Raw genomic sequence first — 24,779 nt, 5'->3', positions numbered from 1 at the left:
GCGATGTGCTGGGCCGAACCTCTGTGCCGTAATCTCGGTGGCTGGAGCCCGCCGATCTCGGGACCACGATCCACACCTTGGGGTTGCACAGCAGATGACTGCAATTTCTCTCGGAATGCCGTCCGTTCCGACCCAGCTCGCCGACCGGAGGGTCAGCCGCAAGATCCAGGTAGGTTCCGTGGCCGTCGGCGGGGACGCGCCGGTGTCGGTGCAGTCGATGACGACGACGCGTACCTCGGACATCGGGGCGACGCTGCAGCAGATCGCCGAGCTGACCGCTTCGGGCTGCCAGATCGTACGAGTGGCCTGTCCGACCCAGGACGACGCGGACGCGCTGGCCACGATCGCGAGGAAGTCGCAGATCCCGGTGATCGCGGACATTCACTTCCAGCCGAAATACGTCTTCGCGGCGATCGACGCGGGCTGCGCGGCGGTGCGCGTGAACCCGGGCAACATCAAGCAGTTCGACGACAAGGTGAAAGAGATCGCCCGCGCCGCTGGCGAGACGGGCACCCCGATCCGGATCGGGGTGAACGCCGGTTCGCTGGACGCCCGGCTGCTGCAGAAGTACGGCAAGGCGACGCCGGAGGCGCTGGTCGAGTCCGCGCTGTGGGAGGCGTCCCTCTTCGAGGAGCACGGTTTCCGCGACATCAAGATCTCGGTCAAGCACAACGACCCGGTCGTGATGGTCAACGCCTACCGCCAGCTCGCCGCCCAGTGCGACTACCCCCTCCACCTCGGCGTCACCGAGGCGGGACCCGCCTTCCAGGGCACGATCAAGTCGGCCGTCGCCTTCGGCGCCCTGCTCAGCGAGGGCATCGGCGACACCATCCGCGTCTCGCTGTCCGCCCCGCCGGCGGAGGAGGTCAAGGTCGGCATCCAGATCCTGGAGTCGCTGAACCTGCGCCAGCGCCGTCTGGAGATCGTCTCCTGCCCCTCCTGCGGCCGCGCCCAGGTCGATGTGTACAAGCTCGCCGACCAGGTCAGCGCCGGTCTCGAAGGCATGGAGGTGCCGCTGCGCGTCGCCGTCATGGGCTGTGTCGTCAACGGCCCCGGCGAGGCCCGCGAGGCCGACCTCGGCGTGGCCTCCGGAAACGGCAAGGGCCAGATCTTCGTCAAGGGTGAGGTCATCAAGACCGTGCCCGAGTCGAAGATCGTCGAGACCCTCATCGAAGAGGCGTTGAAAATCGCCGAGCAGATGGAGAAGGACGGCGTCCCTTCCGGCGTGCCCGTGGTCGACGCCGTGGGCGAGCCCGAGGTCTCCGTCGGCTGACGACTGTTGTGCCGGCCCCGCTCGCGCCCCTGCGCGTTGCGGGGCCTTGCGCTGGGCTCGGCAGCGCCTGGACCTGCCGGGTACAGTGCGGAGATCAGCAGACCGTATGGTGAGGCCCCCTCGTGTTGACGCAGACCACCACCCGGGTCCTCGACCCCAGTGACCTCGGCGCAGCGCTCGCCATCCTCGAGAGCGAGCCCGTTGTGAACGCCTTCGTGGCCTCGCGAGTCCAGGTCGCCGGGCTCGACCCGTGGCGCCTCGGCGGTGAGATGTGGGGCTGGTACGCGGACGGGCGGCTCCGTTCGCTCTGCTACTCCGGTGCCAATCTCGTCCCCATCTGCGCCACCCCCGAGGCCGTGCGTGCCTTCGCCGACCGTGCGCGCAGAACCGGCCGCCGCTGCTCCTCCATCGTCGGCCCGGCCGGGCCCACCGCCGAGCTGTGGCGGCTGCTCGAGCCGACCTGGGGCCCCGCCAGGGACGTACGCGCACAACAGCCGCTGATGGTCACCGAGCAGCTTCCCGACGACATCGAGGCCGATCCGCACGTCCGTCGCATCCGTAAGGAGGAGATGGACGTGATCATGCCGGCCTGCGTGGCGATGTTCACCGAGGAGGTCGGTATCTCGCCGATGTCCGGCGACGGCGGACTGCTCTACCAGGCCAGAGTCGCCGAACTCGTCGGAACCGGACGGTCATTCGCCCGCATCGACGACGGGCAGGTCGTCTTCAAGGCCGAGATCGGCGCGGCCACCACGCAGGCCTGTCAGATCCAAGGCGTATGGGTGGCACCGGAGTTCCGCGGCCGCGGGCTCTCCGAGACCGGCATGGCCGCCGTGCTGCGCTATGCCCTGACGGACGTCGCGCCGGTCGTCAGCCTCTACGTCAACGACTACAACACCGCAGCCAGGGCGGCGTACCGGCGGGTGGGCTTCCGCGAGGTCGGGGCCTTCATGAGCGTGCTGTTCTGACTGCGAGTCGTGGGAAGTAGGGTTCGCGCATGGCAGCACTCTCAGGCGGCGGGCCCCGGACTCCCAGCGTTGTGGTCGGACCGATCAATCTCGCCGCGCGGATCGACGAAGCCCTGGCGGTGCAGGCGCTCGCCTTCGGGCTCAGCGACGACGAGGTCGAGGTGCGCCGCCATATCGTCTACCGGCATCTGCTCTACCCCGGGGCCTGGGCACTGGGTGCGCTGACCGAGTCGGGACGCCTCGTCGGATTCGTGTACGGCATGCCGAACGACCGCACGCACTGGTGGTCCACCGTCGTCGAGCCGTATCTGCGCCGCACCGGCACCGACGGCTGGCTCGACGACTCCTTCGTCATCACCGAACTCCATGTCCACCCCGGATTCCAGGGGCAGGGCATCGGCCGCTCGCTGATCACCTCGATCACCGACGGCGCGGAGCAGCCGCGGTCGATCCTCTCGGCGATCGACATCGAGAGCCCGGCGCGCGGCCTGTACCGCGCGCTCGGTTATCAGGACCTCGCGCGGCAGGTGATATTTCCTAGTGCGCCGAGTCCGTATGCGGTGATGGGGGCGCCGCTGCCGCTGGTGCGGCGATGAGTGGGTCCTGCCGGGGGTCCGGGGGTTGTCCCCCGGGGTGTGCAGCCCGAGTGCGCCGAGTCCGCCATGGTGGGAGCGCCGCTGCCACCGGTACGCGGGAACTGATTTCCGCCTGCCCCGGCCGCCCGGATAACCTCCTGAACATCACCCTTTCTTGACGCAGGAGAGTTCCCCATGGCAGCCCAGGTCCAGCGCATGTCCCGTCTGATGGTCAAGACACTGCGCGACGACCCTGCGGACGCCGAGACGCTCAGCCACAAACTGCTCGTCCGCGCCGGCTATGTCCGGCGCAACGCCGCGGGCATCTGGTCCTGGCTGCCGCTCGGCAAGCGGGTCCTGGAGAACGTCACGCGTGTGGTGCGCGAGGAGATGGACGCGATCGGCGCGCAGGAGGTCCTGCTGCCGGCCGTGCTGCCCAAGGAGCCGTACGAGGCGACCGGGCGCTGGGAGGAGTACGGCGCGGAGCTGTTCCGGCTGAAGGACCGCAAGGGCGCCGACTATCTCCTCGGGCCGACGCACGAGGAGATCTTCACCCAGATCGTCAAGGACCAGTGCACGTCCTACAAGGACCTGCCGGTGATCCTCTACCAGATCCAGACGAAGTTCCGCGACGAGGCGCGTCCGCGTTCGGGCATCCTGCGCGGCCGCGAGTTCCAGATGAAGGACTCGTACTCCTTCGACACGAGCGACGAGGGTCTGGCGGAGGCGTACGCGCTGCACCGCGAGGCGTACATCAAGATCTTCGAGCGGCTCGGGCTCGACCACCGCATCGTGTCGGCGGTGTCGGGTGCGATGGGCGGCTCGGCCTCCGAGGAGTTCCTGGCGCCGGCGGCGGCGGGCGAGGACACCTTCGTGTACTGCCCCTCCTGCGACTACGCCGCGAACACGGAGGCCGTGACCTTCGTGGGTGAGCCCGTGGACGGCGCCGCGCACGGCCTTGTCGAGGAGCTGGACACACCCGACACCCCGACGATCGAGGCGCTCGCCCAGCACCTGGGTGTGCCGGCCTCCGCGACCCTGAAGAACCTGCTGGTCAAGGTCGACGGCGAGATTGTCGCGGTCGGCGTGCCGGGCGACCGCGAGGTGGACCTGGGCAAGCTGTCGGACCACCTGGCCCCCGCCGAGGTCGAGCTGGTCACCGCGGAGGACTTCACGGGCCGTCCCGATCTGGTACGTGGCTACGTCGGCCCGCAGGGCCTGGAGAAGGTCCGCTACATCGCGGACCCGCGCGTGGCGCCGGGCACGGCGTGGATCACCGGCGCGAACAAGCCCGACACGCATGCGCGCAATGTCGTCGCGGGCCGTGACTTCGAGGTCGACGAGTACCTCGACGTCGTCGTGGTGGAGGACGGCGACCCGTGCCCGAAGTGCGGTACGGGCCTGAAGCTCGACCGCGCGATCGAGATCGGCCACATCTTCCAGCTGGGCCGCAAGTACGCCGACGCCTTCCAGCTCGACGTACTCGGCCAGAACGGCAAGCCGGTCCGCGTGACGATGGGCTCGTACGGCGTCGGAGTCTCCCGCGCGGTGGCGGCGCTGGCCGAACAGACGGCGGACGAGCAGGGCCTGTGCTGGCCGCGGGAGATCGCCCCGGCGGATGTCCATGTGGTCGCGGCGGGCAAGGCGCTCCAGACGGAACTGGCGCTGGACGTCGCGGACCAGCTCTCCGCGGCGGGCCTGCGGGTGCTGGTGGACGAGCGGGCGGGCGTCTCGCCGGGCGTGAAGTTCACGGACGCGGAACTGATCGGCGTCCCGAAGATCGTGGTGGCGGGCCGCCGGGCGGCGGAGGGCGTGGTGGAACTGAAGGACCGCCGGACTGGGGAGCGGGAGGAGCTCACGGTGGCGGAGGCGGTGTCGAGGCTGCGGGGGTAGCGCCTGCGGCGGGCCTGTTCCGGGGCTCCGCCCCGGACCCGCTCCCTACGCCCTGCGGGCGTGGGGAGACCCCCACGCCTCAAACGCCGGCGGAAATTCAGCCCGTCCGGCGTTTGAGGACACTCCCCCTACGCCCTGCGGGCGTGGGGGGACCCCCAGAAGGGCGTACGGGGGTCTGGGGGCTTGCCCCCAGTTCGGGACGGGGGTACCTCCCACGGCCGCCAGGCCGTAGGGGGAGGGCGGGGTGGGGAACTACAGCCAGCCCGCGAACTCCAGCGTCAGCTCCGCCTCCCGGCGGCGCCCCGCCGCCATCGCTCGCGTGCCCGACTCCACCGCCCGGAACAGCGTCCACCCCCGCAGCCGCTCCCGGTTCACCTCCAGCGAGTCCGCCAGTCTGTTCACCCGGCGCCGTGCCGCCGCCGCGCCCGCGGACGTCGCGATCAGGTCCTCGACCCGGTCACGGACCAGGCGTGCCAGGTCGTAGGCGCGCTCGCCGACCACGGGCTCCGGGCCCACCGCGAGCCATGGGGTGCGGTCGCCCGCGAGGACCTTGCCCTGGCGGAAGTTGCCGTGCAGCAGCAGGAGTTCGGGCGAGAACGACGTGAGCTCGTCGCGCGCGGCGAGCGCCGAGGCGATCAGCGCGGCCGTCCCGGGGTCCGCGAACGCACGCATCGCCTCCGCCTGCCGCGCCGTCCGGTCCGCGACCGTCTCGAAGGCGTGGTCCGTCGGCGGTTCGACCCACAGCCGCCGCACTGTCCCCGCCGCCTCCAGGAGCGCCTTCGCCTCCGGCAGCGACCGCAGTGACACCTCCGGGTGCAGCCGCTCAAGGAGCAGTGCGTCGTCCGCGGCTCCGAGCAGCCGCACCACGCCCCAGCCGTCCCAGTGCTCCAGTGCCGCCCGCTCCAGCGCGGGCGCGGCCGACGGCGGGGCGACCTTCAGCGCCGCCGCCGTGCCGTCCGGCCGCCGTACGAGCAGGACCAGACTGCTCCGCCCGCCCGGCGCCATCACCCGCTCGACGTCCAGCTCCCAGCGGTCCGCCGCCTCCTGGACGGACTTGGACAGCTGCCCGAGCCATTCGTCACTCTCGCCGAGTGCCCCGACAAGCCGCTGCGGCGGTTCGAAAGCCATACGTGCGAAGTTCCCTTTCACTTCCCTGTCGCCCGCTCGGCGAGCCCAGGAAAGGCTACGCCGCTGCCACGCCACCGGACCGCGCGGACGGCCGCCTCGCGCAGCGCGACCGCGGCCTCCCTGCGCAGCGGCCCTTCCGCGGCTCGTACGAGGTCGGAGTAGACGCCCGCTACCCGGTCCTCGAGCACCGCGGCGAGCCGCACGGCGGCCGCCGCGTCCGGGACGGCGAACGGCAGAGCGTACGCCGCAGCCGCAGCGGCCGGCGTACCGCCCAGGTCGCGCGCGGTGCGCTCCAGCGCGTCCCGCCGGGCCCGGTGGGCGGCATACGCGGCCGTGGCCTCGCCCTCGCGGTCGTCGCCGACCCGGGCGCCGACGACCCCGTACCCGTACACCGCCGCATGCTCCGCGGCCAGCGCGGCCTGTACGGCCTCCAGCGCGTCCGGCGTGCTCATCGCGAGCCCCCCTTCGTCAGCAGGTACGCATGCGCCGCACCGGCCGCCGCGATGGAGGCGAGCAGCCGGGCCAGCTCCGGCTCGGCGTCGACGAGCGCGGCCATGTGCGCGTCGGACGTACGGCGTTCCGCGACGGCCAGTGCCTTGACCGCGGCCGGGGCAGCGGCCGGAACCGTCCCGGGAGCGGCCACCCGCGTCGTACCACCGAGCGCGGCCACATGCTCGGACACCGCCTCCCGCAGGGCCGCCAACTGCCCGGCCAGCGACGGGTGTTGGGCGATGACGGCGTCGTACTGGTCACGCAGCGAACCGCTCGCCGCGGCGAGCCGCCTGCGCAGCGCCGACTCCGCACGCGCCGCATCCCGCGCCGTGTCCGGCGCCGAGCCGGGCGTGCGCCGGCGCTCGCGCTCCTCGCCCGAGCAGCCCGTCAGCGCTCCCGCCGCAACCGCGCCCGTCACCATCAGCGCACGCCTGCGTGTCGTTCCCGTGCGCCCCACGACTGTCTCCCTCGGGCCTGCGCTGATCATCGCCGCAGGCGAGCGTACCTGCGGGTCCTGGCCGGGTGGACGGCAACACCCCTCGCGACCGGATACCCTTTGATCTGACACGCGACGATCCCCACAACAGCACACGCGGCCGAGGAGTCACCCGGATGAGCACCACCCAGAGCGAGAGGCTGCGCGGGCTGCTGGAGCCGCTCGTCAGCGCCGCGGACCTGGATCTGGAAGAGATCGAGGTGTCCCGGGCGGGCAGGCGCCGCATGCTGAGGATCACGGTGGACTCCGACCAGGGCGTCGAGCTCGACACATGTGCCGAGCTGAGCCGCGCCATCTCCGAGAAGCTCGACGAGACGGACGCGATGGGCGAGGGCGAGTACGTCCTCGAAGTCAGCTCGCCCGGCGCCGACCGCCCGCTGACCGAGCACCGCCACTACGTGCGTGCCGTCGGCCGGCTGGTGAAGCTGCAGTTGCACGAGGGCGGCGAGCTGGTGGCCCGCATCCTCACCGTGGACGACGAGGGACTCGACCTCGAGGTGCCCGGCGTCAAGGGACGCAAGCCCACAGCCCGCCGGGTCACCTTCACCGAGATCGCCAAGGCTCGCGTGGAGATCGAGTTCAGCCGCAAGGACAAGAAGGAAGAGGAGGCGTAGCCGTGGACATCGACGTAAAGCTCCTGAAGGGCTTGGCACAAGAGAAGGAGATCCCCTTCGACCTGCTGGTCGAGGCGATCGAGTCGGCCCTCCTCATCGCGTACCACCGCACCGAGGGCAGCCGCCGCCACGCCCGTGTCGTGCTCAGCCGGGACACCGGCCATGTGACCGTGTGGGCCAAGGAGGACGCAGCCGATCTCGAGGAGGGGCAGGAGCCGAAGGAATTCGACGACACCCCCTCCGACTTCGGCCGGATCGCCGCCACCACCGCCCGCCAGGTCATCCAGCAGCGGCTGCGTGACGCCGAGAACGATGTCACCTTCGGCGAGTACGCCCGCCGTGAGGGCGATGTCGTCGCAGGCATGGTCCAGCAGGGCAAGGACCCCAAGAACGTCCTGGTCAAGCTGGACGACAAGCTCGAGGCGATCCTGCCGGTGCAGGAGCAGGTGCCGGGCGAGGAGTACACGCACGGCCAGCGCCTTCGTACGTATGTCGTACGCGTGGCCAAGGGCGTGCGCGGGCCGTCCGTCACCCTGTCCCGCACCCACCCCAATCTGGTGAAAAAGCTCTTTGCGCTCGAGGTCCCGGAGATCGCGGACGGCAGCGTCGAGATCGCGGCGATCGCCCGCGAGGCCGGTCACCGCACCAAGATCGCCGTCCGCTCGACCCGCTCGGGCCTCAACGCCAAGGGCGCCTGCATCGGCCCGATGGGCGGCCGTGTGCGCAATGTCATGGCCGAGCTGCACGGCGAGAAGATCGACATCGTGGACTGGTCGGACGACCCGGCCGAGATGGTGGCCAACGCCCTCTCGCCGGCCCGCGTCAGCAAGGTGGAGGTCGTCGACCTCGGCGCCCGCTCCGCCCGGGTGACGGTCCCCGACTACCAGCTGTCGCTGGCGATCGGCAAGGAGGGGCAGAACGCCCGGCTGGCCGCCCGCCTCACCGGCTGGCGCATCGATATCCGCCCCGACACGGAGCAGAGCGCCGAGCAGGGCTCCGAGCAGGGGTCGGACGAGGTCTGAGGAATGTGACCGGACGGGAACCCGTTGTAGTGACGGCGGACCCGTACCGGGAGCGCACAGGCCTCACCTAGATCGAGACAACAGCCGTTCGATTTTTGCCCCAAAGGGGTGAGGTCGGTGCGGGGAGGTAGACTGAACGTGTCTGGCCGGACGCAGACCCGCGTATGCCCTGAGCGAACCTGTGTGGGATGCCGGGAGCGAGCGGCCAAGAGCGATCTGCTGCGGATCGTGGTGAGCGGGGAAGTATGCGTCCCCGATGATCGCGGTACGCTGCCCGGCCGGGGTGCGTATGTGCACCCCGCCTTGGTCTGTCTCGATATGGCAGTCCGCCGCCGGGCGTTCCTCAGGGCCTTCAGGGTCAAGGGGCCGCTCGATACCGCGGATGTACGCCGGTATGTCGAACAGGCAGCACTGTAAGAAGAAGTACGGCACGGGACCCCGTGCGGTCAGGTACCTCGCGAGTTGGAAGTAGGTCGAGATTGCGATGAGCACTCGATGAGTACGCGATGAGTACGCCCATGAAGTAGCGACGGTCCGGCGGTAACCCGGACCTAAAAGGAGCGAAGTGGCTAAGGTCCGGGTATACGAACTCGCCAAGGAGTTCGGCGTGGAGAGCAAGGTCGTCATGGCCAAGCTCCAAGAACTCGGTGAATTCGTCCGTTCGGCGTCCTCGACGATCGAGGCGCCGGTTGTACGTAAGTTGACTGACGCTTTGCAGGGACCCGGCTCCGCCGGCAAGTCCGCTGCCAAGCCCGGCGCGCCTCGCAAGGCCGCGCCCGCCAAGCCTGCCGCGCCCTCACCGGCGTCGTCGGCCCGTCCCGCTGCCCCCAAGCCCGGCGCCCCGGCCCCCAAGCCGGCCGCAGCCGAGGCTCCGGCGAGCAGCGCCCCCTCTGTGTCTCCGGCTCCCGGACCGCGTCCGGGTCCCAAGCCTGCGCCGGCCAAGCCCGCGCCCGCGGCTCCGGTGCCCGCTGCCGAGTTCTCGGCGCCCGCCCCGGCACAGCCCGCTGCGCCGCAGGCCCCGCGTCCCGCGGGTGCCACTCCCGGGCCTCGTCCGGCCGGCGGCTCTGCCCGTCCGGCTCCGGCCGGCGGTCAGCGTGACGGCGGCCGTGACGGTGGCCGTGGCGGCGAGCGTCCGGCGCGTCCCGCCGGTCAGGGCGCCCCGCGCCCCGGCGGTCGTCCGGCCGGTCCCCGTCCGGGCAACAACCCCTTCACCTCGGGTGGCTCCACCGGAATGGCGCGCCCGCAGGCGCCCCGTCCGGGCGGCGCTCCCCGTCCCGGTGGCGGCGCTCCCGGCGCCCCTCGTCCGCAGGGTGGTCCCGGCGGCGCGCCCCGTCCGCAGGGTCAGGGCGGCGCACGTCCGTCCCCCGGCGGCATGCCGCGTCCGCAGGCGCCGCGTTCTGCCGGTGGCCCGGGCGGCTCCCCCGCGGGTAACCGCCCGAACCCGGGCATGATGCCGCAGCGTCCGGCTGCCGGTCCCCGTCCTGGTGGCGGCCCCGGTGGCGGCGGCGGTCGCGGTCCCGGTGGCGGCGGCGGTCGTCCCGGCGGCGCCGGTGCCGGTCGTCCCGGCGGTGGCGGCGGCGGCTTCGCCGGTCGTCCCGGCGGTGGCGGCGGCGGTGGCGGTCGTCCCGGTGGCGGCGGCGGTTTCGCCGGTCGTCCCGGTGGCGGTGGCCCCGGTGGTGGCGGCGGCTTCGGTGGCGGCGGTGGCCGTCCCGGCTTCGGCGGACGTCCGGGTGGCCCCGGTGGCCGTGGTGGCACGCAGGGCGCCTTCGGTCGTCCCGGCGGCCCGGCGCGTCGTGGCCGTAAGTCGAAGCGGCAGAGGCGCCAGGAGTACGAGGCCATGCAGGCCCCGTCGGTCGGCGGTGTGATGCTGCCTCGCGGCAGCGGCGAGACTGTTCGCCTGTCGCGCGGTGCGTCCCTCACCGACTTCGCGGAGAAGATCAACGCCAACCCGGCGTCGCTCGTCGCCGTGATGATGAACCTCGGCGAGATGGTCACGGCCACGCAGTCGGTCTCCGACGAGACGCTGCAGCTGCTGGCCGACGAGATGAACTACACGGTTCAGATCGTCAGCCCGGAGGAGGAGGACCGCGAGCTTCTCGAGTCCTTCGACATCGAGTTCGGCGAGGACGAGGGCGGCGAGGAAATGCTCGTCTCCCGTCCGCCGGTCGTGACCGTCATGGGTCACGTCGACCACGGTAAGACCCGACTGCTCGACGCCATCCGCAAGACGAACGTCATCGCGGGCGAGGCCGGCGGCATTACGCAGCACATCGGTGCGTACCAGGTCGGCACCGAGGTCAACGGTGAAGACCGCAAGATCACCTTCATCGACACCCCGGGTCACGAGGCGTTCACCGCCATGCGTGCCCGTGGTGCCAAGTCCACCGACATCGCGATCCTCGTGGTGGCGGCGAACGACGGTGTGATGCCCCAGACGATCGAAGCGCTGAACCACGCCAAGGCGGCAGGCGTGCCGATCGTGGTCGCGGTCAACAAGATCGACGTCGAGGGCGCGGACCCGACCAAGGTGCGCGGTCAGCTGACCGAGTTCGGTCTGGTGGCCGAGGAGTACGGCGGCGACACCATGTTCGTCGACATCTCCGCCAAGCAGGGTCTGCACATCGACAGCCTGCTGGAGGCCGTGGTCCTGACCGCGGACGCTTCGCTCGACCTCCGGGCGAACGCCGAGATGGACGCGCAGGGTATTGCGATCGAGGCCCACCTCGACCGCGGTCGCGGTGCCGTCGCCACCGTGCTCGTCCAGCGCGGAACGCTGCGGGTCGGCGACACGATGGTCGCCGGTGACGCGTACGGCCGTGTCCGGGCGATGCTCGACGACAACGGCAACAACGTCGAGGAAGCGGGTCCGTCGACCCCCGTCCTGGTCCTGGGTCTCACCAACGTCCCCGGCGCCGGCGACAACTTCCTGGTCGTCGACGAGGACCGTACGGCCCGTCAGATCGCCGAGAAGCGCGCCGCGCGTGAGCGCAATGCCGCCTTCGCCAAGCGCACTCGCCGGGTGTCCCTCGAGGACCTCGACAAGGTGCTCAAGGCCGGTCTTGTGCAGGATCTCAACATCATCATCAAGGGCGACGCGTCCGGTTCGGTGGAGGCTCTCGAGTCCTCGCTGCTCCAGCTCGACGTCGGCGAAGAGGTCGAGATCCGCGTTCTCCACCGTGGTGTGGGTGCGGTCACCGAGTCCGACATCGACCTGGCGATGGGCTCCGACGCCATCGTCATCGGCTTCAACGTCCGTGCGGCCGGCCGTGCCGCGCAGATGGCGGAGCGCGAGGGCGTCGACGTCCGGTACTACTCGGTGATCTACCAGGCCATCGAGGAGATCGAGGCGGCCCTCAAGGGCATGCTCAAGCCGGAGTACGAAGAGGTCGAGCTCGGCACGGCGGAGATCCGCGAGGTCTTCCGCTCGTCCAAGCTGGGCAACATCGCGGGTGTTCTCATCCGCTCCGGCGAGGTCAAGCGCAACACCAAGGCCCGGCTCATCCGCGACGGCAAGGTCATCGCGGAGAGCCTCAACATCGAGGGTCTGCGTCGCTTCAAGGACGACGTCACCGAGATTCGCGAAGGCTTCGAGGGCGGTATCAACCTCGGAAACTTCAACGACATCAAGGTCGACGACGTCATTGCGACGTACGAGATGCGCGAGAAGCCGCGCGGCTGATCAGGCCGGGTTTTCCGGGGGACACCCCCGGAGCCACCTGTCAGGTCGGGGCCGGTCGACGGACATATATCCGTCGATCGGCCCCGGCCGTTGCGTGTACGGTTCTTGTGTCCCTGCCAAGTGGTCGGCGGGGCCACTGACCCCGAACCGGCGGGACATCCGGACATACATGTATGTGGGGACACTGTCCTTCGATCTGCTCCTCGGCGACGTCCGGTCGCTGAAGGAGAAACGCTCCATCGTCCGGCCGATAGTCGCCGAGCTCCAGCGCAAATACGCGGTGAGCGTGGCGGAAGTCGGCGACCAGGACCTCCATCGCAGGGCCGAGATCGGCCTGGCGGTGGTCTCCGGGGACACGGGGCACCTGACAGACGTACTCAACCGGTGCGAGCGCCTGGTCGCCGCCCGGCCCGAGGTGGAACTGCTCTCCGTGAGACGCAGACTCCACAGCGACGAAGACTGAAGCTTGAGCAAGGCAAAGAAGGAGACGGACCAGTGGCCGACAACGCGCGGGCGAAGAAGCTGGCGGACCTCATCCGGGAGGTGGTCGCCGAGAAGCTGCAGCGCGGCATCAAGGACCCGCGCCTGGGCACGCACGTGACCATCACGGACACTCGCGTCACCGGTGACCTGCGGGAGGCCACGGTCTTCTACACGGTCTACGGCGACGACGAGGACCGGGCGAGCGCGGCGGCCGGGCTGCAGAGCGCCAAGGGCGTACTGCGCTCGGCGGTCGGAGCGGCGGCGGGGACGAAGTTCACGCCGACCCTCACCTTTGTGGCGGACGCACTCCCGGAGAACGCCAAGACGATCGAGGACCTCCTCGACAAGGCGCGTGCCTCCGACGCCAAGGTGCGCGAGGCGTCCTCGGGCGCCGCGTACGCCGGCGAGGCCGACCCGTACCGCAAGCCCGAGGACGAGGACGAAGCCTCGGAATGAGCAGCACGGCAAAAACGCCGGACGGCCTTGTCATCGTCGACAAGCCGTCCGGCTTCACTTCGCACGACGTCGTCGCCAAGATGCGCGGGATCGCCAGGACCCGCCGCGTCGGGCATGCGGGGACGCTCGACCCCATGGCCACCGGTGTGCTCGTGCTCGGCGTCGAGAAGGCCACCAAACTTCTCGGGCACCTCGCGCTGACCGAGAAGGAGTACCTCGGCACCATCCGGCTGGGGCAGAACACGGTCACGGATGACGCCGAGGGCGAGATCACCTCGTCGGCGGACGCCTCCGGGATCTCCCGGGACGCGATCGACGCGGGCGTGGCCACGCTGAGCGGCGACATCATGCAGGTACCGTCCAAGGTCAGCGCCATCAAGATCGACGGCAAGCGGTCGTACGCGCGCGTGCGCGGCGGCGAGGAGTTCGACATCCCGGCCCGCCCGGTCACCGTCTCGCAGTTCACGGTCTACGACGTCCGCGAGGGCGTGGCCGAGGACGGCACGCCCGTCGTCGACCTGGTCGTATCGGTGGTCTGCTCCTCCGGTACGTACATCCGCGCCCTGGCCCGTGACCTCGGCGCCCATCTCGGCGTCGGCGGGCATCTCACGGCACTGCGCCGCACCCGCGTGGGTCCTTACGGCCTGGACGCGGCGAAGACGCTGGAGCAGCTCCAGGAGGAGCTCACCGTGATGCCGATCGCGGAGGCGGCGGCCGCCGCGTTCCCGCGCTGGGACGTGGACGAGAGGCGCGCCAGGCTGCTCATCAACGGCGTACGGCTGGACATGCCGCCGTACGACACCGCGCCCGTGGCGGTCTTCGGGCCCGACGGCCGGTTCCTGGCTCTGGTGGAGGAGCACAAGGGCAAGGCCAAGAGCCTCGCCGTCTTCGGCTGAGCGCTCGCCGGGGATATCGATCCCACCGTGGAACGGGCAGGCACGCCTGCCCGTTCCACGATCCCCCTCCCCACAGGGTCTATCCATCGCGGCCCTCTTATTCACCCCACCGGGCAGGCGCTCGGAGTGAACCACGGGTGCACTTGGGGGCGCTTTCGCCACACGTTCTTCACCTGGCGATCATCGCCGTCCTACCGTCGAGATCATGGGACGCGGGGACCTGGCAACGCTGGTACGTATCTGCGATCTGGCCGGGCGGCCGCGCGGTACCGGGTTCGTCGCCGACGAGCTGGGCACGGTCGTAACCAGTCATGAGGCCGTGGACGGGCTGGTCCGGGTGGTGCTGCACGCCCCCGGCGACCGCACCTGTCTTGCCGAGGCCGATGCCATCACCCCGCTGCCGGAGGCGGGTCTGGCACTGGTGCGCACCGAAGGGCTCGGGGTGCGTCCGCTGCCGATCAGCACGCGTGAGCGGGTCGAGCCGGGGACGTATGTACGGATCCCCGCGCGCGGCTGGCGTGAGGCGCGGGTGCTCGGCGCGGCCCAGGTGACCTACACCGCGACCGACCGCTTCCATCTGGTGGGCGACGCCCTGGAGTTGGCTATCGGGACCGACGGGAGCGATGCGCTGCGCCTCGGCGGCGAGGCCGCCGGGGGACCCGTGCTGGACGCCTCGACCGGAGCGGTGCTCGCGGTCCTCGGCACCGCGCTGCTGTCCGGACACCGGGCGGCCGGCTTCGCGCTGCCGCTGCGGCCGACGGGACTGCCGGCGGACGGGCCGCTCGCCGAACTGCTGCGGCGCAACGCCGCGACCGTTCCCGGGCGCGGACACGATCTCAACCTCGCCGCCGTACTGGAGCTCACCGCGACCTCCGTGGGCTCGGCCGGCCGGCCGGGCGTCCGGCACGATCCCGTTGAACGTCCGGACACAGTAAGGGAGTTCGCAGCCTTCAGCGCACTGGTGATGGCTCTCGTCGGCGAACCCGGCACGGGGCGTACGACCGAACTCGCCGCGCTCGCCGCGCGCCGTGCCCGCGGCGCGGAGCCCGCCCCCACCGTGTGGCTGCGCGGCGCCGATCTGCACGCCGACGACGCCTCGGTCGCCGACGCCGTTGCGCGCGCCCTCGGACGGGCCGGACGCATCCTGGCCGCCTCCGGTTCGCGCTGCGACATGGAACTCGTCACCCCCGAGCGGGTGGCGCGGCTGGCGCGTGAGGCGGGGCGGCCGCTGCTGGTGCTGTTGGACGGGCCCGAGGAGATGCCGCCCGCGCTTGCCCACCGGCTGGCGGACTGGACGGCGGGAACGGTGAGCTGGCTGAGCTCATGCGCGGTGCGGATGGTCGTCGGCTGCCGACCCGAGCACTGGGAGCAGGCCGGAGCCCTCTATCCGCCGGACGTACTGCACCGGCCCGCGCAGCCCGCGCACCGGCTCCCGCCTGCGCTCCGGATCGGTCGACTCGGCGTCGGCGAGGCGGAGCGCGCGCGGGAGCGCTACGGGCTCCCGGCCGGGGCGATCGCCACCGCGGACGAACGGCATCCGCTCGCGCTGCGGCTGCTCGCGGAGGTACGGGAGGCGCTGCCCGGCGAGGTGCCTGGGCAGCCGTGCCGCGAGGACGTCTTCACCGCGCATCTGGATCTGCTCTGCCTGCGGATCGCGGTACGCATCGCCGCGGCATCCCGGTCCCACTCGCGCGGGTCCGCCGTGCGCCGACTGGCGGCGAAGGTGGCGGCCCAGGTCCATGAGGCGGCCCGGCGCTGCCTCGGTCCCGGGCAGGGGGAGCTGGACCGCGAGTCCTTCGAAGAGATCTTCCCGTGGCAGCAGGGATGGGCGTCCGCGGTCCTCACCGAGGGCCTGCTGGTCCCGGCGGGGGCGGGCTACCGCTTCGCACACGAGGAGCTTGCGGACTGGGTCCAGGGCGCGCACCTCGACCTCGATGCGGCGCTCCACCGGCTGGTCCACCGCTGGCGGGCGCGGGGGCCGGTGGAGTTGGGGGAGCGGAAACCCTGCTTGCTGCCGGTCCCGCGGCACCGCATCGGTCCTGTGGTCCAGGCACTGCTGCTGCTGGACCGGGTGCGCGGCCCGGCGGCACTGGCGCCCAGGCTGCAGGAACTGGTGGAGGCGCTCGACGGTCTGGAGGGGGCGCGCGGCGAGAGCGGTCTGGAGGGGGCGGACGGCGAGAGCGGCGCGCGGCTCGACGACGCCCGGTGGTGGGGTGCGCAGCTGCTGGGGCAGACGCTGCTGCGGGTGCCCGACGCGGAAGCGTATCTGCCGGTGCTGTGGCTGCTCGCCGAGCGGATCACCCGGCGTTCCGTACGCTCGGGAGGGCCCCAACACCTCGGCGGACTCGGTGAGTTCGGGCCCTGGTTCTGGGAGCGGCTGCGGGTGACGGAGGCCCAGCGGCTCGATCTCCTGCGGCGGCTTGTACCGGCCGACGGCGTACCCGGGGCCGGTACGCGGCCACGCTATCTGGATGCCGTCGCCGCGCGGCTGGCCGCCCGGCCCGCCGTCGTACAGCCCCTGCTGTGCCGCTGGTTCTCGGATGCGACGCCGCTGCCCGCCGACCCCGCCGCCGAGGTGCGGCCCACCGTCGCCGCCGCCGCGCAGGCACTGCTGTACGCCCGCCGCGACCTCGCCATCGACGACCTCACCGAAGCCCTTGTCGCCACCGTCCACCCCCGCGCCGACGAACTGCTCACCGCGCTCGCCGAGGACGAGCCGTCCGCCCTGTGCCGGGCCGTCGACCGCTGGGCCCACGACCCGCGGCCCGAGCGAAGGGCCGCCGCCGCCTCGTACGCACTGGCCGCCGTCGGCCGGGTCGACAGCGACGCCGACCGCGAGCTGCTCAGATACGCCGCGCTGGCGCTGCTCGCCCACACCGACGACACAACGCAGCACGGGTCCGCTCTCGCCCTGCTCGTCCACGACCCCCACACCCGCCCCCGCCATCTCGCCCAGGCGCTGACGGCCTTCGCAGCCGGTGATCCACGGCTGCCCCCGAGTGCGCTGACCGCCGCGCTCACCACGCACCCCGAGCCGGTGCTCGATGCCTTCCGGGAGCGGCTGTACCAGCCGGGCGACGGCGCGGGGGAGGTCCTGCGCGCTCTCGCCGAGGTCTCCACGCCGGCCCTCGCCCGGCGCGTGGCCGCGCTCGTCGGCGAGTACGTCGAGAACCGGCCCGAGGGCGCGGCTCATGCCGCCGCTTACATCGACCGCCGCCTGGAACAGGGCCCGGCTGCCCGAGCCATTCTGTTCCCGCTGGTCACCCGCCTGCTGCGAGGCCGGCCCGAACATGTGCGTGGCGCCCTTGCGCCCGTCCTCGCGGCGCCGGGGAGCCATGCCTCGCGGCCGCTGCGGGCCGAGCTCCTCGAGGTACTGCTGGAGCAGCACGAGCAGAACGAGACCCGCGACCCCGCCGTCCTGGACGCCCTGCTGCGGGCCGCCGCGCTCGGCTGCGCGATGCGTCCCGAGGCCCGCACCCGTGATCTGGTGCACCGCACCGGCCTCCTTCTCGTCCGTACGCCCGAGGGCGCGACCCGCTTCGACCGGTGCCTTGTCGAGCTCGCCCGCGAGGTGCCGGGGTTCGCCCCGCTCGTTACCGGGTGGCTGGCCCGGGCGCCCCAGGAATGGGCCGCGGTCGTCGGTCCCAGCGCGCGCCGGATGGTCGAGACGGTGGGCAGCCCGATGCCGATGCGAACCGACAGCCGCGGGCATGGCAGTCTTAGACCTGCGTAACCGGCAATCACGTACACAGGTTCGGGCGAGGAGCGGTCACAGTGCAGCGCTGGCGTGGCTTGGAGGACATCCCCCAGGACTGGGGGCGCAGCGTCGTCACCATCGGCTCCTACGACGGGGTCCACCGTGGTCACCAGCTGATCATCGGCCGTGCGGTGGAGCGGGCCCGTGAGCTCGGCATCCCCTCCGTCGTCGTCACCTTCGACCCGCACCCGAGCGAGGTCGTGCGCCCCGGCAGCCACCCGCCGCTGCTCGCACCGCACCACCGGCGCGCCGAGCTGATGGCGGAGCTGGGCGTGGACGCGGTGCTCATCCTTCCGTTCACGACCGAGTTCTCGAAGCTGTCGCCCGCGGACTTCATCGTGAAGGTCCTCGTCGACAAGCTGCACGCGAGCGCGGTCATCGAGGGCCCGAATTTCCGCTTCGGCCACAAGGCCGCGGGGAATGTCGCGTTCCTCTCCGAGCTGGGCGAGACGTACGACTACGAGGTCGAGGTCGTCGACCTGTACGTGAGCGGCGCGGCGGGGGGCGGCGAGCCGTTCTCCTCCACCCTGGCCCGCCGGTTGATCGCCGCCGGCGACGTCGAGGGCGCGAACGAGATCCTGGGCCGCCCGCACCGCGTCGAGGGCGTGGTGGTCCGGGGCGCGCAGCGCGGCCGCGAGCTGGGCTACCCGACGGCGAACGTGGAGACGTTGCCGCACACGGCGATCCCGGCGGACGGGGTGTATGCGGGGTGGCTGACGGCGAACGGGGAGAGGATGCCGGCGGCGATCTCGGTGGGGACGAATCCGCAGTTCGACGGCACGGAGCGGACGGTCGAGGCGTATGCGATCGACCGGGTGGGGCTGGATCTGTACGGCCTGCATGTGGCCGTGGACTTCTTGGCGTATGTGCGAGGGCAGGAGAAGTTCGAGTCGATCGAAGTGCTGCTGGATGCGATTGCGGCGGACGTCAAGAAGTGCCGTGAGCTGACGGGCGCGGCGTAGGTTCCTCTCGGGGCGGGTTCCCTGACGGGGGTGCGGGGTGCGGGTTTCGGGCGCGGACGGGTCCGCAGATGCGGGGCTGGGTCCGCTACGGGGCTCGAATTCTGGACTGCTTTCCTCACCGCGCTTCGCGCGAGTTGCGCCGCTTTACGTCCAGAACACGACCCCTGCGCGTCCCCCTGCACCCGAGGGCATGGCACACCCCGCGCCGTGGAGCGGGGCATCGAGGGCCTCAGCCCCCACCGTTCCCGTCAGGGTTTCGGGAAGGGGCGGGGTGGGGGAACAAACCCCTTCACGCCCAGTGGCACGCCACCCCCGTACCCCCCAGCACCCCCAGCTCCCCCGTCCTGCATCTCTCCGCCACCCCCGCCCTCTCCGCCTCGCCCGACGCCAGCACCTGGCAGCGCGCGTGGAAGCGGCAGCCGCCGGGGATGCGGGACGGGTCCGGGGGTTCGCCCGTCAGGACCACCGGCGGGATGTCGGATTCCGGGAGCACGGACAACAGCGCCCGCGTGTACGGGTGTCGGGGCGACGTCAAGACCTCCTCCACCGTGCCCGCCTCCACGATCCGGCCCAGGTACATCACCGCCACCCGGTCCGCGATGTTCCACGCGAGCCCCAGGTCGTGGGTCACCACCAGCGCGGACAGGCCCAGTTCGTCCCGCAGCCGGAGCAGCAGCGCGAGGATCTCGCCGCGTACGGACGCGTCCAGTGAGGCCACCGGCTCGTCCGCGACGATCAGTTCGGGCTCCAGGACCAGCGCGCCGGCGATGACGACGCGCTGGCGCTGGCCGCCGGACAGTTCGTGCGGATAGCGCAGAAAGAAGCGTTCGGGCGGCCGCAGCCCGGCGCGCGACAGCGCCTCGGCGACCGCCTCGCGCTCGTCCCCGGCGTGCCCGTGGATCCGCAGGCCCTCGGCCACCGCGTCGTACACCGTGTGCCGCGGGTTGAGCGAGCCGCTCGGATCCTGGAGCACCAGCTGCACCCGCTTGCGGTATGTCTTCAGCGCGCGGGAGCTGTACGAGAGCGGTACGCCGCCGAAGGTGACCCGGCCGGACGTCGGCGCCACCAGGCCGAGCAACGAGCGAGCCAGCGTGGTCTTGCCGCAGCCGGACTCACCGACCAGGGCGACGATCTCGCCCGCGCCGATGTCGAGATCGACCCCGTCGACGGCCCGGGCGACCGGCCCGCCGCGCCGCCCGGGGAAGGTGACGTGCAGACCGGTGGCGGAGAGCAGGGGAGTGGTGGTCATGGGCGGCTCCTGAACCGGGCTGTGGGACACGGGAGTTCCGGGAAGGCCCGGGACAGGGCGCACGTCACGACCGAATCCGAGCCGCGTGGCAGGGCGCACCTCACCGCAGCCCCTCCGTCGCCGCGCCCACCCGCACGCACGCCGCCAGGTGCCCCTCACCCGCCGTCACCAGCGCCTGGTCCTCATCCGCGCACGCGGCCAGCGCAACCGGGCAGCGCGGGTGGAACGTACAGCCGCTCGGCAGCGCCGACGGGTCGGGCGGGTCGCCCGGCAGGCCGCGGGGTGCGCGGCGGGACGCGGTGTCGCCGATGCGTGGGAAGGCCTCGGACAGCGCGCGCCCGTACGGATGCTCCGCCGCCCCGTACACCGTCTGCGCCGGGCCCTCCTCGACGATCCGGCCCGCGTACATCACCGCGAGACGGTCACAGGTCTCGGCGAGCACCGCCAGATCGTGGCTGATCATCAGCAGGCTGATGTCCTGCACGGCGACCAGCTGTTCGATCAGCCGGAGGATCTGCGCCTGGATCATCACATCCAGCGCGGTCGTCGGCTCGTCCGCGACGATCAGCCGCGGGTCGCACGCCAGCGCCATCGCGATCATCACGCGCTGCCGCTGCCCGCCGGACAGCTCGTGCGGATAGGCGTCCGCGCGGGCGACCGGCAGCCCCACCTGTTCCAGCAGCTCGCGGGCGCGCTGCCGGGCGGCCGCCGGGGTGGTCTTCTGGTGCAGCAGGATCGGCTCGGCGATCTGGTCGCCGATCCGGTGCACCGCGTTGAGGGAGTGCATCGCGCCCTGGAAGACGATCGATGCCCCCGCCCACCGCACGGCCCGCAGCCGCCCCCACTTCATGGTGAGGACATCCTCCCCGTCAATGAGAATCTCGCCGCTCAAGTGCGCTGTGGCGGGCAGCAGCCGGAGCAGCGCCAGGGCCAGCGTCGACTTGCCGCAGCCCGACTCGCCCGCGATGCCCAGCTTCTGCCCGGCGGCCACCCTCAGGTCGACGCCGCGTACGGCCGGTACCGCCCGCGCCCCGGAACCGTATGTGACCCGCAGGTTCTTGACTTCGAGCAAGCTCAACGCGCCACCCCCAGCTTCGGGTTGAGGACAGCCTCGATCGCCCGCCCGCACAGCGTGAACGCGAGCGCCACCACCGCGATGGCGATGCCGGGCGGCGCCAGATACCACCAGTGGCCCGACGACACCGCGCCCGCCTCCCGCGCGTCCTGGAGCATGCCGCCCCACGAGACGACCGTCGGATCGCCGAGGCCGAGGAACGCGAGCGTCGCCTCCGTCAGGATCGCCGTGGAGATGCCGAGCGTGGTCTGCGCGAGGACCAGCGGCATCACATTGGGCAGCACATGGCGGGTCATGATGTGGCGGTGACCGCCGCCGAGTGCCCTGGCGCGCTCGATGTACGGACGTGACTCGACCGCGATCGTCTGCGCCCGCACCAGTCGCGCGGTGGTCGGCCAGCTGGTGACGCCGATCGCCAGGATCACCGTCCACACGCTCCGGGACATCACGGTCGCCAGGACGATCGCCAGCACCAGTGTCGGCATCACCAGGAACCAGTCCGTGATCCGCATGAGGACGGTGGAGAACCAGCCGCCGTAGTGCCCGGCGACGATGCCGACCAGGGTGCCGATGGCCACCGACAGGGCGGCCGCGAGCAGCCCGACGGTGAGCGAGATCCGCGCGCCCCACACCAGCAGTCCGAGCAGCGAGCGCCCGAACTGGTCGGTGCCGAGCGGGAATTCATCGCTCGGCGACTCGAGCGCGGTACCCGGCGCGTTTGTCACGCTCTGCACGTCGCTGCCGACGAGCAGCGGCGCGGCCAGCGCGATCAGGGCGATGAGCGCGAGCGCGCCGAGACCGAGGAAGCCGGCGCGGTGCGTACGGTACGAGCGCCAGAAGCGGGCCACGGAGTCGCGCCGGCGGGTCCACACGAGTGCGCTTGTCATCGGCCCACCCGGGGATCGAGCAGCGGATAGAGCAGGTCGGCGAGGAGGTTCATCATGATCATCGCGCCCGCGAAGACCACGAAAAGACCCTGTACGAGCGGCAGATCGGGCACGCTCAGGGCCTGGTAGAACAGCCCGCCGAGGCCTGGCCAGGAGAACACCGTCTCGACCAGGATCGAACCGGCCGCCACATGGCCGAGGTTGATGAAGACCATGGTGACGGTGGGCAGCAGCGCATTGGGTACGGCATGCCGGCGGCGTACCGCGTCGTCACGCAGCCCCTTGGCCCGTGCCGTCGTCAGATAGTCGCTGCCCATCTCGTCGAGCAGCGAGGAGCGCATCACCAGCAGCGTCTGCGCGTATCCGACCGCGACCAGAGTGAGGACCGGCAGCACCAGGTGATGGGCGACATCGGCGACATACGCGAAGCCGGTCTCGTCGCCCGACTCCATGCCGCCGGTGGGGAAGAGGCCGGGGATCGGCCCGATGCCCACCGAGAAGGTGATGATCAGCAGCAGACCGAGCCAGAAGGACGGCACCGACCAGAGGGTCAGCGCCACACCCGTGCTGAGCCTGTCGCCGAGGCTGCCGTGCCGCCACGCCGAGCGGGTGCCGAGCCAGAGACCGATCGCCGAGTAGATCACCACGGCGACGCCGGTCAGCAGCAGCGTCGCGGGCAGCTTCTCGGCGATCAGTTTTCCGACGGGTGCGTGGAACTGGTACGACGTACCGAGATCGCCGGTCAGCGCCTTGCCGCAGTAGTCCGTGAACTGCTGCCACAGGGGCAGATCGAGGCCGAACTGGCGGCGCAGCACTGCGAGTTGTTGGGCAGACACCTGGCGGCCGTGTGTCATTGTCCGCACCGGATCGCCGGGGATGATCCGGAACAGAAAGAAGCTGGTGACGAGCACGGCGAGCAGCGAGACCGCCGCCCCGCCCAGCTTGCCCGCCACATAGAGGAGATAGGCGCGTGCATTGCCGCTCTTGGCGCGGGCCTCGGGGGCCCGCGCCACAGCGGTGGTGCTCGCCGTGCTGGTGGCGGTCATCGACTACTCACGGTCTTCCGCGGTGGAACGGCGGCGCAGCGCGAAGATGACCCCGAGTCCGGCGGCGACCACGATCGCCGCGCCGGCACCGATGATGAGGCCCGTGGACCAGCCGCTGCCGGAGCCGCCCCCGGCGGCGGGTTCCGCGGACCACCAGCTCCAGTAGCCGTCCTGGCCGTAGATGTTGCCCGCGGCCTCCGGCATCGTCTTGATGGCCTTGATCTGGTCGGTGCGGTACGCCTCGACCGCGTTCGGATACGCCATGACATTCATGTACCCGGTGTCGTACAGCCGCGACTCCATCTGCTTGACGAGGTCCACCCGCTTGGCCGCGTCGTATTCGACGATCTGCTTCGCGTACAGCGCGTCGAGCTGTCTGTCGCAGATGAAGTTGTCCGTCTGACCGGTGTCCTTCGGGGTGGCAGGCAGCGCCGGGCAGGTGTGGATAGACAGGACGTAGTCCGGGTCCGGGTTGACGGAGTAGCCGTCGAACGCGAGGTCGTACTCGCCCGCCGCCCACGGGTCGGAGACATTGTCCAGACAGTCGACCTTCAGCCCGATGCCGAGCGCGCCCCACCACTCCTGCAGATACTTGCCGATCGCCTTGTCGTTCGGCTCGGTGGCATGGCAGAGGATGCGGAAGCCGAGCGGCTTGCCGTCCTTGCCGAGGCGCTTGCCGGAGCCGTTCTTCCGGTAGCCGGCGCCGTCGAGGAGCGCGGCCGCTCTGGCCGGGTCGTAGGCGATCCGCTGGCTGTCGGACGGCTTCCAGAAGTAGCCCTCGAAGCGTGGCGGGATATAGCCCTCACCCGCCACGGCATGGCCCTGGTAGACCTTGTCGACGATCGCCTTCCGGTCGACGGAGTGGAAGAGCGCCTTGCGTACGACGGGGTCGAGCAGCGCGGGATTGCCGTTGCCGAACCTCTTGCCGTCCTTCGACTGAGCGCCTGGGTTGGCGGCGAGCGCCAGGAAGCGCCGCCCCGGAGCGTCATTGACCTTGATGTTCGGGGCGGACTTGAGCGAGGCGGCCTGCGCCGGGGTGAGGCCCTGGACGAAGGAGACCTCGCCCTTCTGCAGCGCCGCGACGGCCGCGTCGCCGTCCTTGTAGTACTTGAACACCAGCTCGTCGAACTTCGGCGCGCCGCGCCAGAAGTCCTTGTTCGGCTTGAGCCTGACGTACTGGTCGACCTTGAAGCCGGTGATGACGAAGGGGCCGTTGCCGACGATGGGGAACTTCTTGTCGTTGTTGAACTTCGAGAAGTCGCCGACCTTCTCCCAGATGTGTTTGGGCACAATCGGCACATCGAGCGCCGTCATGGTGGCCTGAGGCTTCTTCAGCTCGATGACCAGGGTCTGCGGGTCGGCGGCCGAGACCTTCTTGAAGTTGGATGTGAAGCTGCCGTTGGCGGTCGCGGCGTTCTCGTCCGTCATCATCTTGTTGAAGGTCCAGGCGGCGTCCTCTGCGGTGGCCTGCCGGCCGTCGGACCACTTGGAGTTCTTCCGGATGGTGTACGTCCAGGTCAGCTTGTCCGGCGACGAGTTCCATCCGGTGGCAAGTCCCGGGACGGTGTGGGCGTCCTTGACGTCGTAGTTCGTCAGGTACTCGTAGGCCAGCCGGTGGATGCTGGTGGAGACCAGCTTCGAGGCCAGGAACGGGCTGAGGGAGTCCACGCTCTGTGAGACGGCGACGGTGAGGACCTTCTTGCCGCCGTCGTCGGCGGCCTGAGCCGAGGGGCCTGCCCCACCGGCCACGACTAATGCGCCCGTGGCGCCGGTGGCCAGAAGACGTCGGATGCGTGTTGGAACCTTTGTGACCATGGGACGACCTCGC

21 protein-coding genes are annotated in these 24,779 nt (G+C 71.1%); 13 read left to right on the top strand and 8 right to left on the bottom strand.

What is annotated here, in order from left to right; genetic code table 11:
• Positions 1–94: 94 nt before the first annotated feature.
• The 4 genes from ispG (at position 95) to OG729_RS10775 (ending at position 4,709) form a co-directional block, all read left to right on the top strand.
• Positions 95–1,273 carry a flavodoxin-dependent (E)-4-hydroxy-3-methylbut-2-enyl-diphosphate synthase gene (gene ispG / locus OG729_RS10790; protein ID WP_405805752.1) on the top strand — a complete coding sequence of 393 codons (1,179 nt, stop codon included), beginning with the start codon at positions 95–97 and terminating at the stop codon, positions 1,271–1,273.
• Between the two features lie 122 nt (positions 1,274–1,395).
• Positions 1,396–2,241 (top strand): GNAT family N-acetyltransferase, encoded by an 846-nt coding sequence (locus OG729_RS10785; RefSeq protein WP_405805751.1) that lies wholly within the window; start codon positions 1,396–1,398, stop codon positions 2,239–2,241.
• A gap of 29 nt (positions 2,242–2,270) precedes the next feature.
• Positions 2,271–2,837 carry a GNAT family N-acetyltransferase gene (locus OG729_RS10780; RefSeq protein WP_405805749.1) on the top strand — a complete coding sequence of 189 codons (567 nt, stop codon included), beginning with the start codon at positions 2,271–2,273 and terminating at the stop codon, positions 2,835–2,837.
• 174 nt (positions 2,838–3,011) lie between these two features.
• The gene (locus OG729_RS10775; RefSeq protein ID WP_405805748.1) at positions 3,012–4,709 is read left to right on the top strand and encodes a proline--tRNA ligase; all 1,698 of its coding nucleotides are present in this window, start codon (positions 3,012–3,014) and stop codon (positions 4,707–4,709) included.
• 252 nt (positions 4,710–4,961) lie between these two features.
• Here OG729_RS10775 and OG729_RS10770 read toward each other — a convergent pair whose 3' ends face one another.
• From OG729_RS10770 to OG729_RS10760, 3 genes are read right to left on the bottom strand one after another with little or no spacing between them, the layout of a single operon-like run.
• Positions 4,962–5,837: an aminoglycoside phosphotransferase family protein gene (locus OG729_RS10770; protein ID WP_360875391.1), complete on the bottom strand. Its 876-nt coding sequence runs from the start codon at positions 5,835–5,837 to the stop codon at positions 4,962–4,964.
• Positions 5,838–5,854: 17 nt separating this feature from the next.
• On the bottom strand, positions 5,855–6,289 hold the full coding sequence (locus OG729_RS10765) for a ferritin-like domain-containing protein (protein ID WP_405805747.1): 435 nt from the start codon (positions 6,287–6,289) through the stop codon (positions 5,855–5,857).
• The gene (locus OG729_RS10760; RefSeq protein WP_360875395.1) at positions 6,286–6,786 is read right to left on the bottom strand and encodes a hypothetical protein; all 501 of its coding nucleotides are present in this window, start codon (positions 6,784–6,786) and stop codon (positions 6,286–6,288) included. The genes OG729_RS10765 and OG729_RS10760 overlap by 4 nt, the downstream gene beginning before the upstream one ends.
• Before the next feature lie 155 nt (positions 6,787–6,941).
• On the opposite strand from OG729_RS10760, the gene rimP reads away from it, so the two are divergent.
• The 9 genes from rimP (at position 6,942) to OG729_RS10715 (ending at position 18,694) form a co-directional block, all read left to right on the top strand.
• Entirely contained in the window at positions 6,942–7,439 is a 498-nt protein-coding gene (gene rimP, locus OG729_RS10755; RefSeq protein WP_405805745.1) for a ribosome maturation factor RimP, read from the top strand.
• Positions 7,440–7,441: 2 nt separating this feature from the next.
• Positions 7,442–8,461, top strand: coding sequence for a transcription termination factor NusA (nusA, locus tag OG729_RS10750; RefSeq protein WP_405805744.1), 1,020 nt, complete (start codon positions 7,442–7,444; stop codon positions 8,459–8,461).
• A 138-nt stretch (positions 8,462–8,599) separates the two neighbouring features.
• Complete coding sequence (locus OG729_RS10745) at positions 8,600–8,878, top strand: YlxR family protein (RefSeq protein ID WP_360875401.1); 279 nt, start codon at positions 8,600–8,602, stop codon at positions 8,876–8,878.
• A gap of 148 nt (positions 8,879–9,026) precedes the next feature.
• Entirely contained in the window at positions 9,027–12,140 is a 3,114-nt protein-coding gene (gene infB, locus OG729_RS10740; protein ID WP_360875404.1) for a translation initiation factor IF-2, read from the top strand.
• A gap of 169 nt (positions 12,141–12,309) precedes the next feature.
• Positions 12,310–12,603 (top strand): DUF503 domain-containing protein, encoded by a 294-nt coding sequence (locus OG729_RS10735; protein ID WP_360875406.1) that lies wholly within the window; start codon positions 12,310–12,312, stop codon positions 12,601–12,603.
• Between the two features lie 32 nt (positions 12,604–12,635).
• Positions 12,636–13,079, top strand: a complete 444-nt coding sequence (gene rbfA / locus OG729_RS10730) for a 30S ribosome-binding factor RbfA (protein ID WP_360875409.1) — start codon at positions 12,636–12,638, stop codon at positions 13,077–13,079.
• The gene (gene truB / locus OG729_RS10725) at positions 13,076–13,975 is read left to right on the top strand and encodes a tRNA pseudouridine(55) synthase TruB (protein ID WP_405805741.1); all 900 of its coding nucleotides are present in this window, start codon (positions 13,076–13,078) and stop codon (positions 13,973–13,975) included. The genes rbfA and truB overlap by 4 nt, the downstream gene beginning before the upstream one ends.
• 205 nt (positions 13,976–14,180) lie before the next feature.
• Entirely contained in the window at positions 14,181–17,708 is a 3,528-nt protein-coding gene (locus OG729_RS10720; protein WP_405805740.1) for a trypsin-like peptidase domain-containing protein, read from the top strand.
• A gap of 41 nt (positions 17,709–17,749) precedes the next feature.
• Entirely contained in the window at positions 17,750–18,694 is a 945-nt protein-coding gene (locus OG729_RS10715) for a bifunctional riboflavin kinase/FAD synthetase (RefSeq protein WP_360875415.1), read from the top strand.
• 289 nt (positions 18,695–18,983) lie between these two features.
• On the opposite strand, the gene OG729_RS10710 is transcribed toward OG729_RS10715, so the two are convergent.
• The 5 genes from OG729_RS10710 to OG729_RS10690 form a co-directional block, all read right to left on the bottom strand.
• On the bottom strand, positions 18,984–19,943 hold the full coding sequence (locus OG729_RS10710) for an ABC transporter ATP-binding protein (RefSeq protein WP_360875417.1): 960 nt from the start codon (positions 19,941–19,943) through the stop codon (positions 18,984–18,986).
• Between the two features lie 100 nt (positions 19,944–20,043).
• On the bottom strand, positions 20,044–21,021 hold the full coding sequence (locus OG729_RS10705; RefSeq protein ID WP_360875419.1) for an ABC transporter ATP-binding protein: 978 nt from the start codon (positions 21,019–21,021) through the stop codon (positions 20,044–20,046).
• Complete coding sequence (locus tag OG729_RS10700) at positions 21,018–21,905, bottom strand: ABC transporter permease (protein ID WP_360875421.1); 888 nt, start codon at positions 21,903–21,905, stop codon at positions 21,018–21,020. Before OG729_RS10700 ends, OG729_RS10705 begins: the two co-directional genes overlap by 4 nt.
• The gene (locus OG729_RS10695; RefSeq protein ID WP_405805739.1) at positions 21,902–22,951 is read right to left on the bottom strand and encodes an ABC transporter permease; all 1,050 of its coding nucleotides are present in this window, start codon (positions 22,949–22,951) and stop codon (positions 21,902–21,904) included. The genes OG729_RS10700 and OG729_RS10695 overlap by 4 nt, the downstream gene beginning before the upstream one ends.
• 3 nt (positions 22,952–22,954) lie before the next feature.
• Entirely contained in the window at positions 22,955–24,766 is a 1,812-nt protein-coding gene (locus tag OG729_RS10690) for an ABC transporter substrate-binding protein (RefSeq protein ID WP_405805738.1), read from the bottom strand.
• Positions 24,767–24,779: the final 13 nt, after the last annotated feature.

Source organism: Streptomyces sp. NBC_00210, from assembly GCF_045160975.1.
Taxonomy (GTDB): domain Bacteria; phylum Actinomycetota; class Actinomycetes; order Streptomycetales; family Streptomycetaceae; genus Streptomyces.
This window is presented reverse-complemented; position numbering and strand designations above follow the sequence as displayed.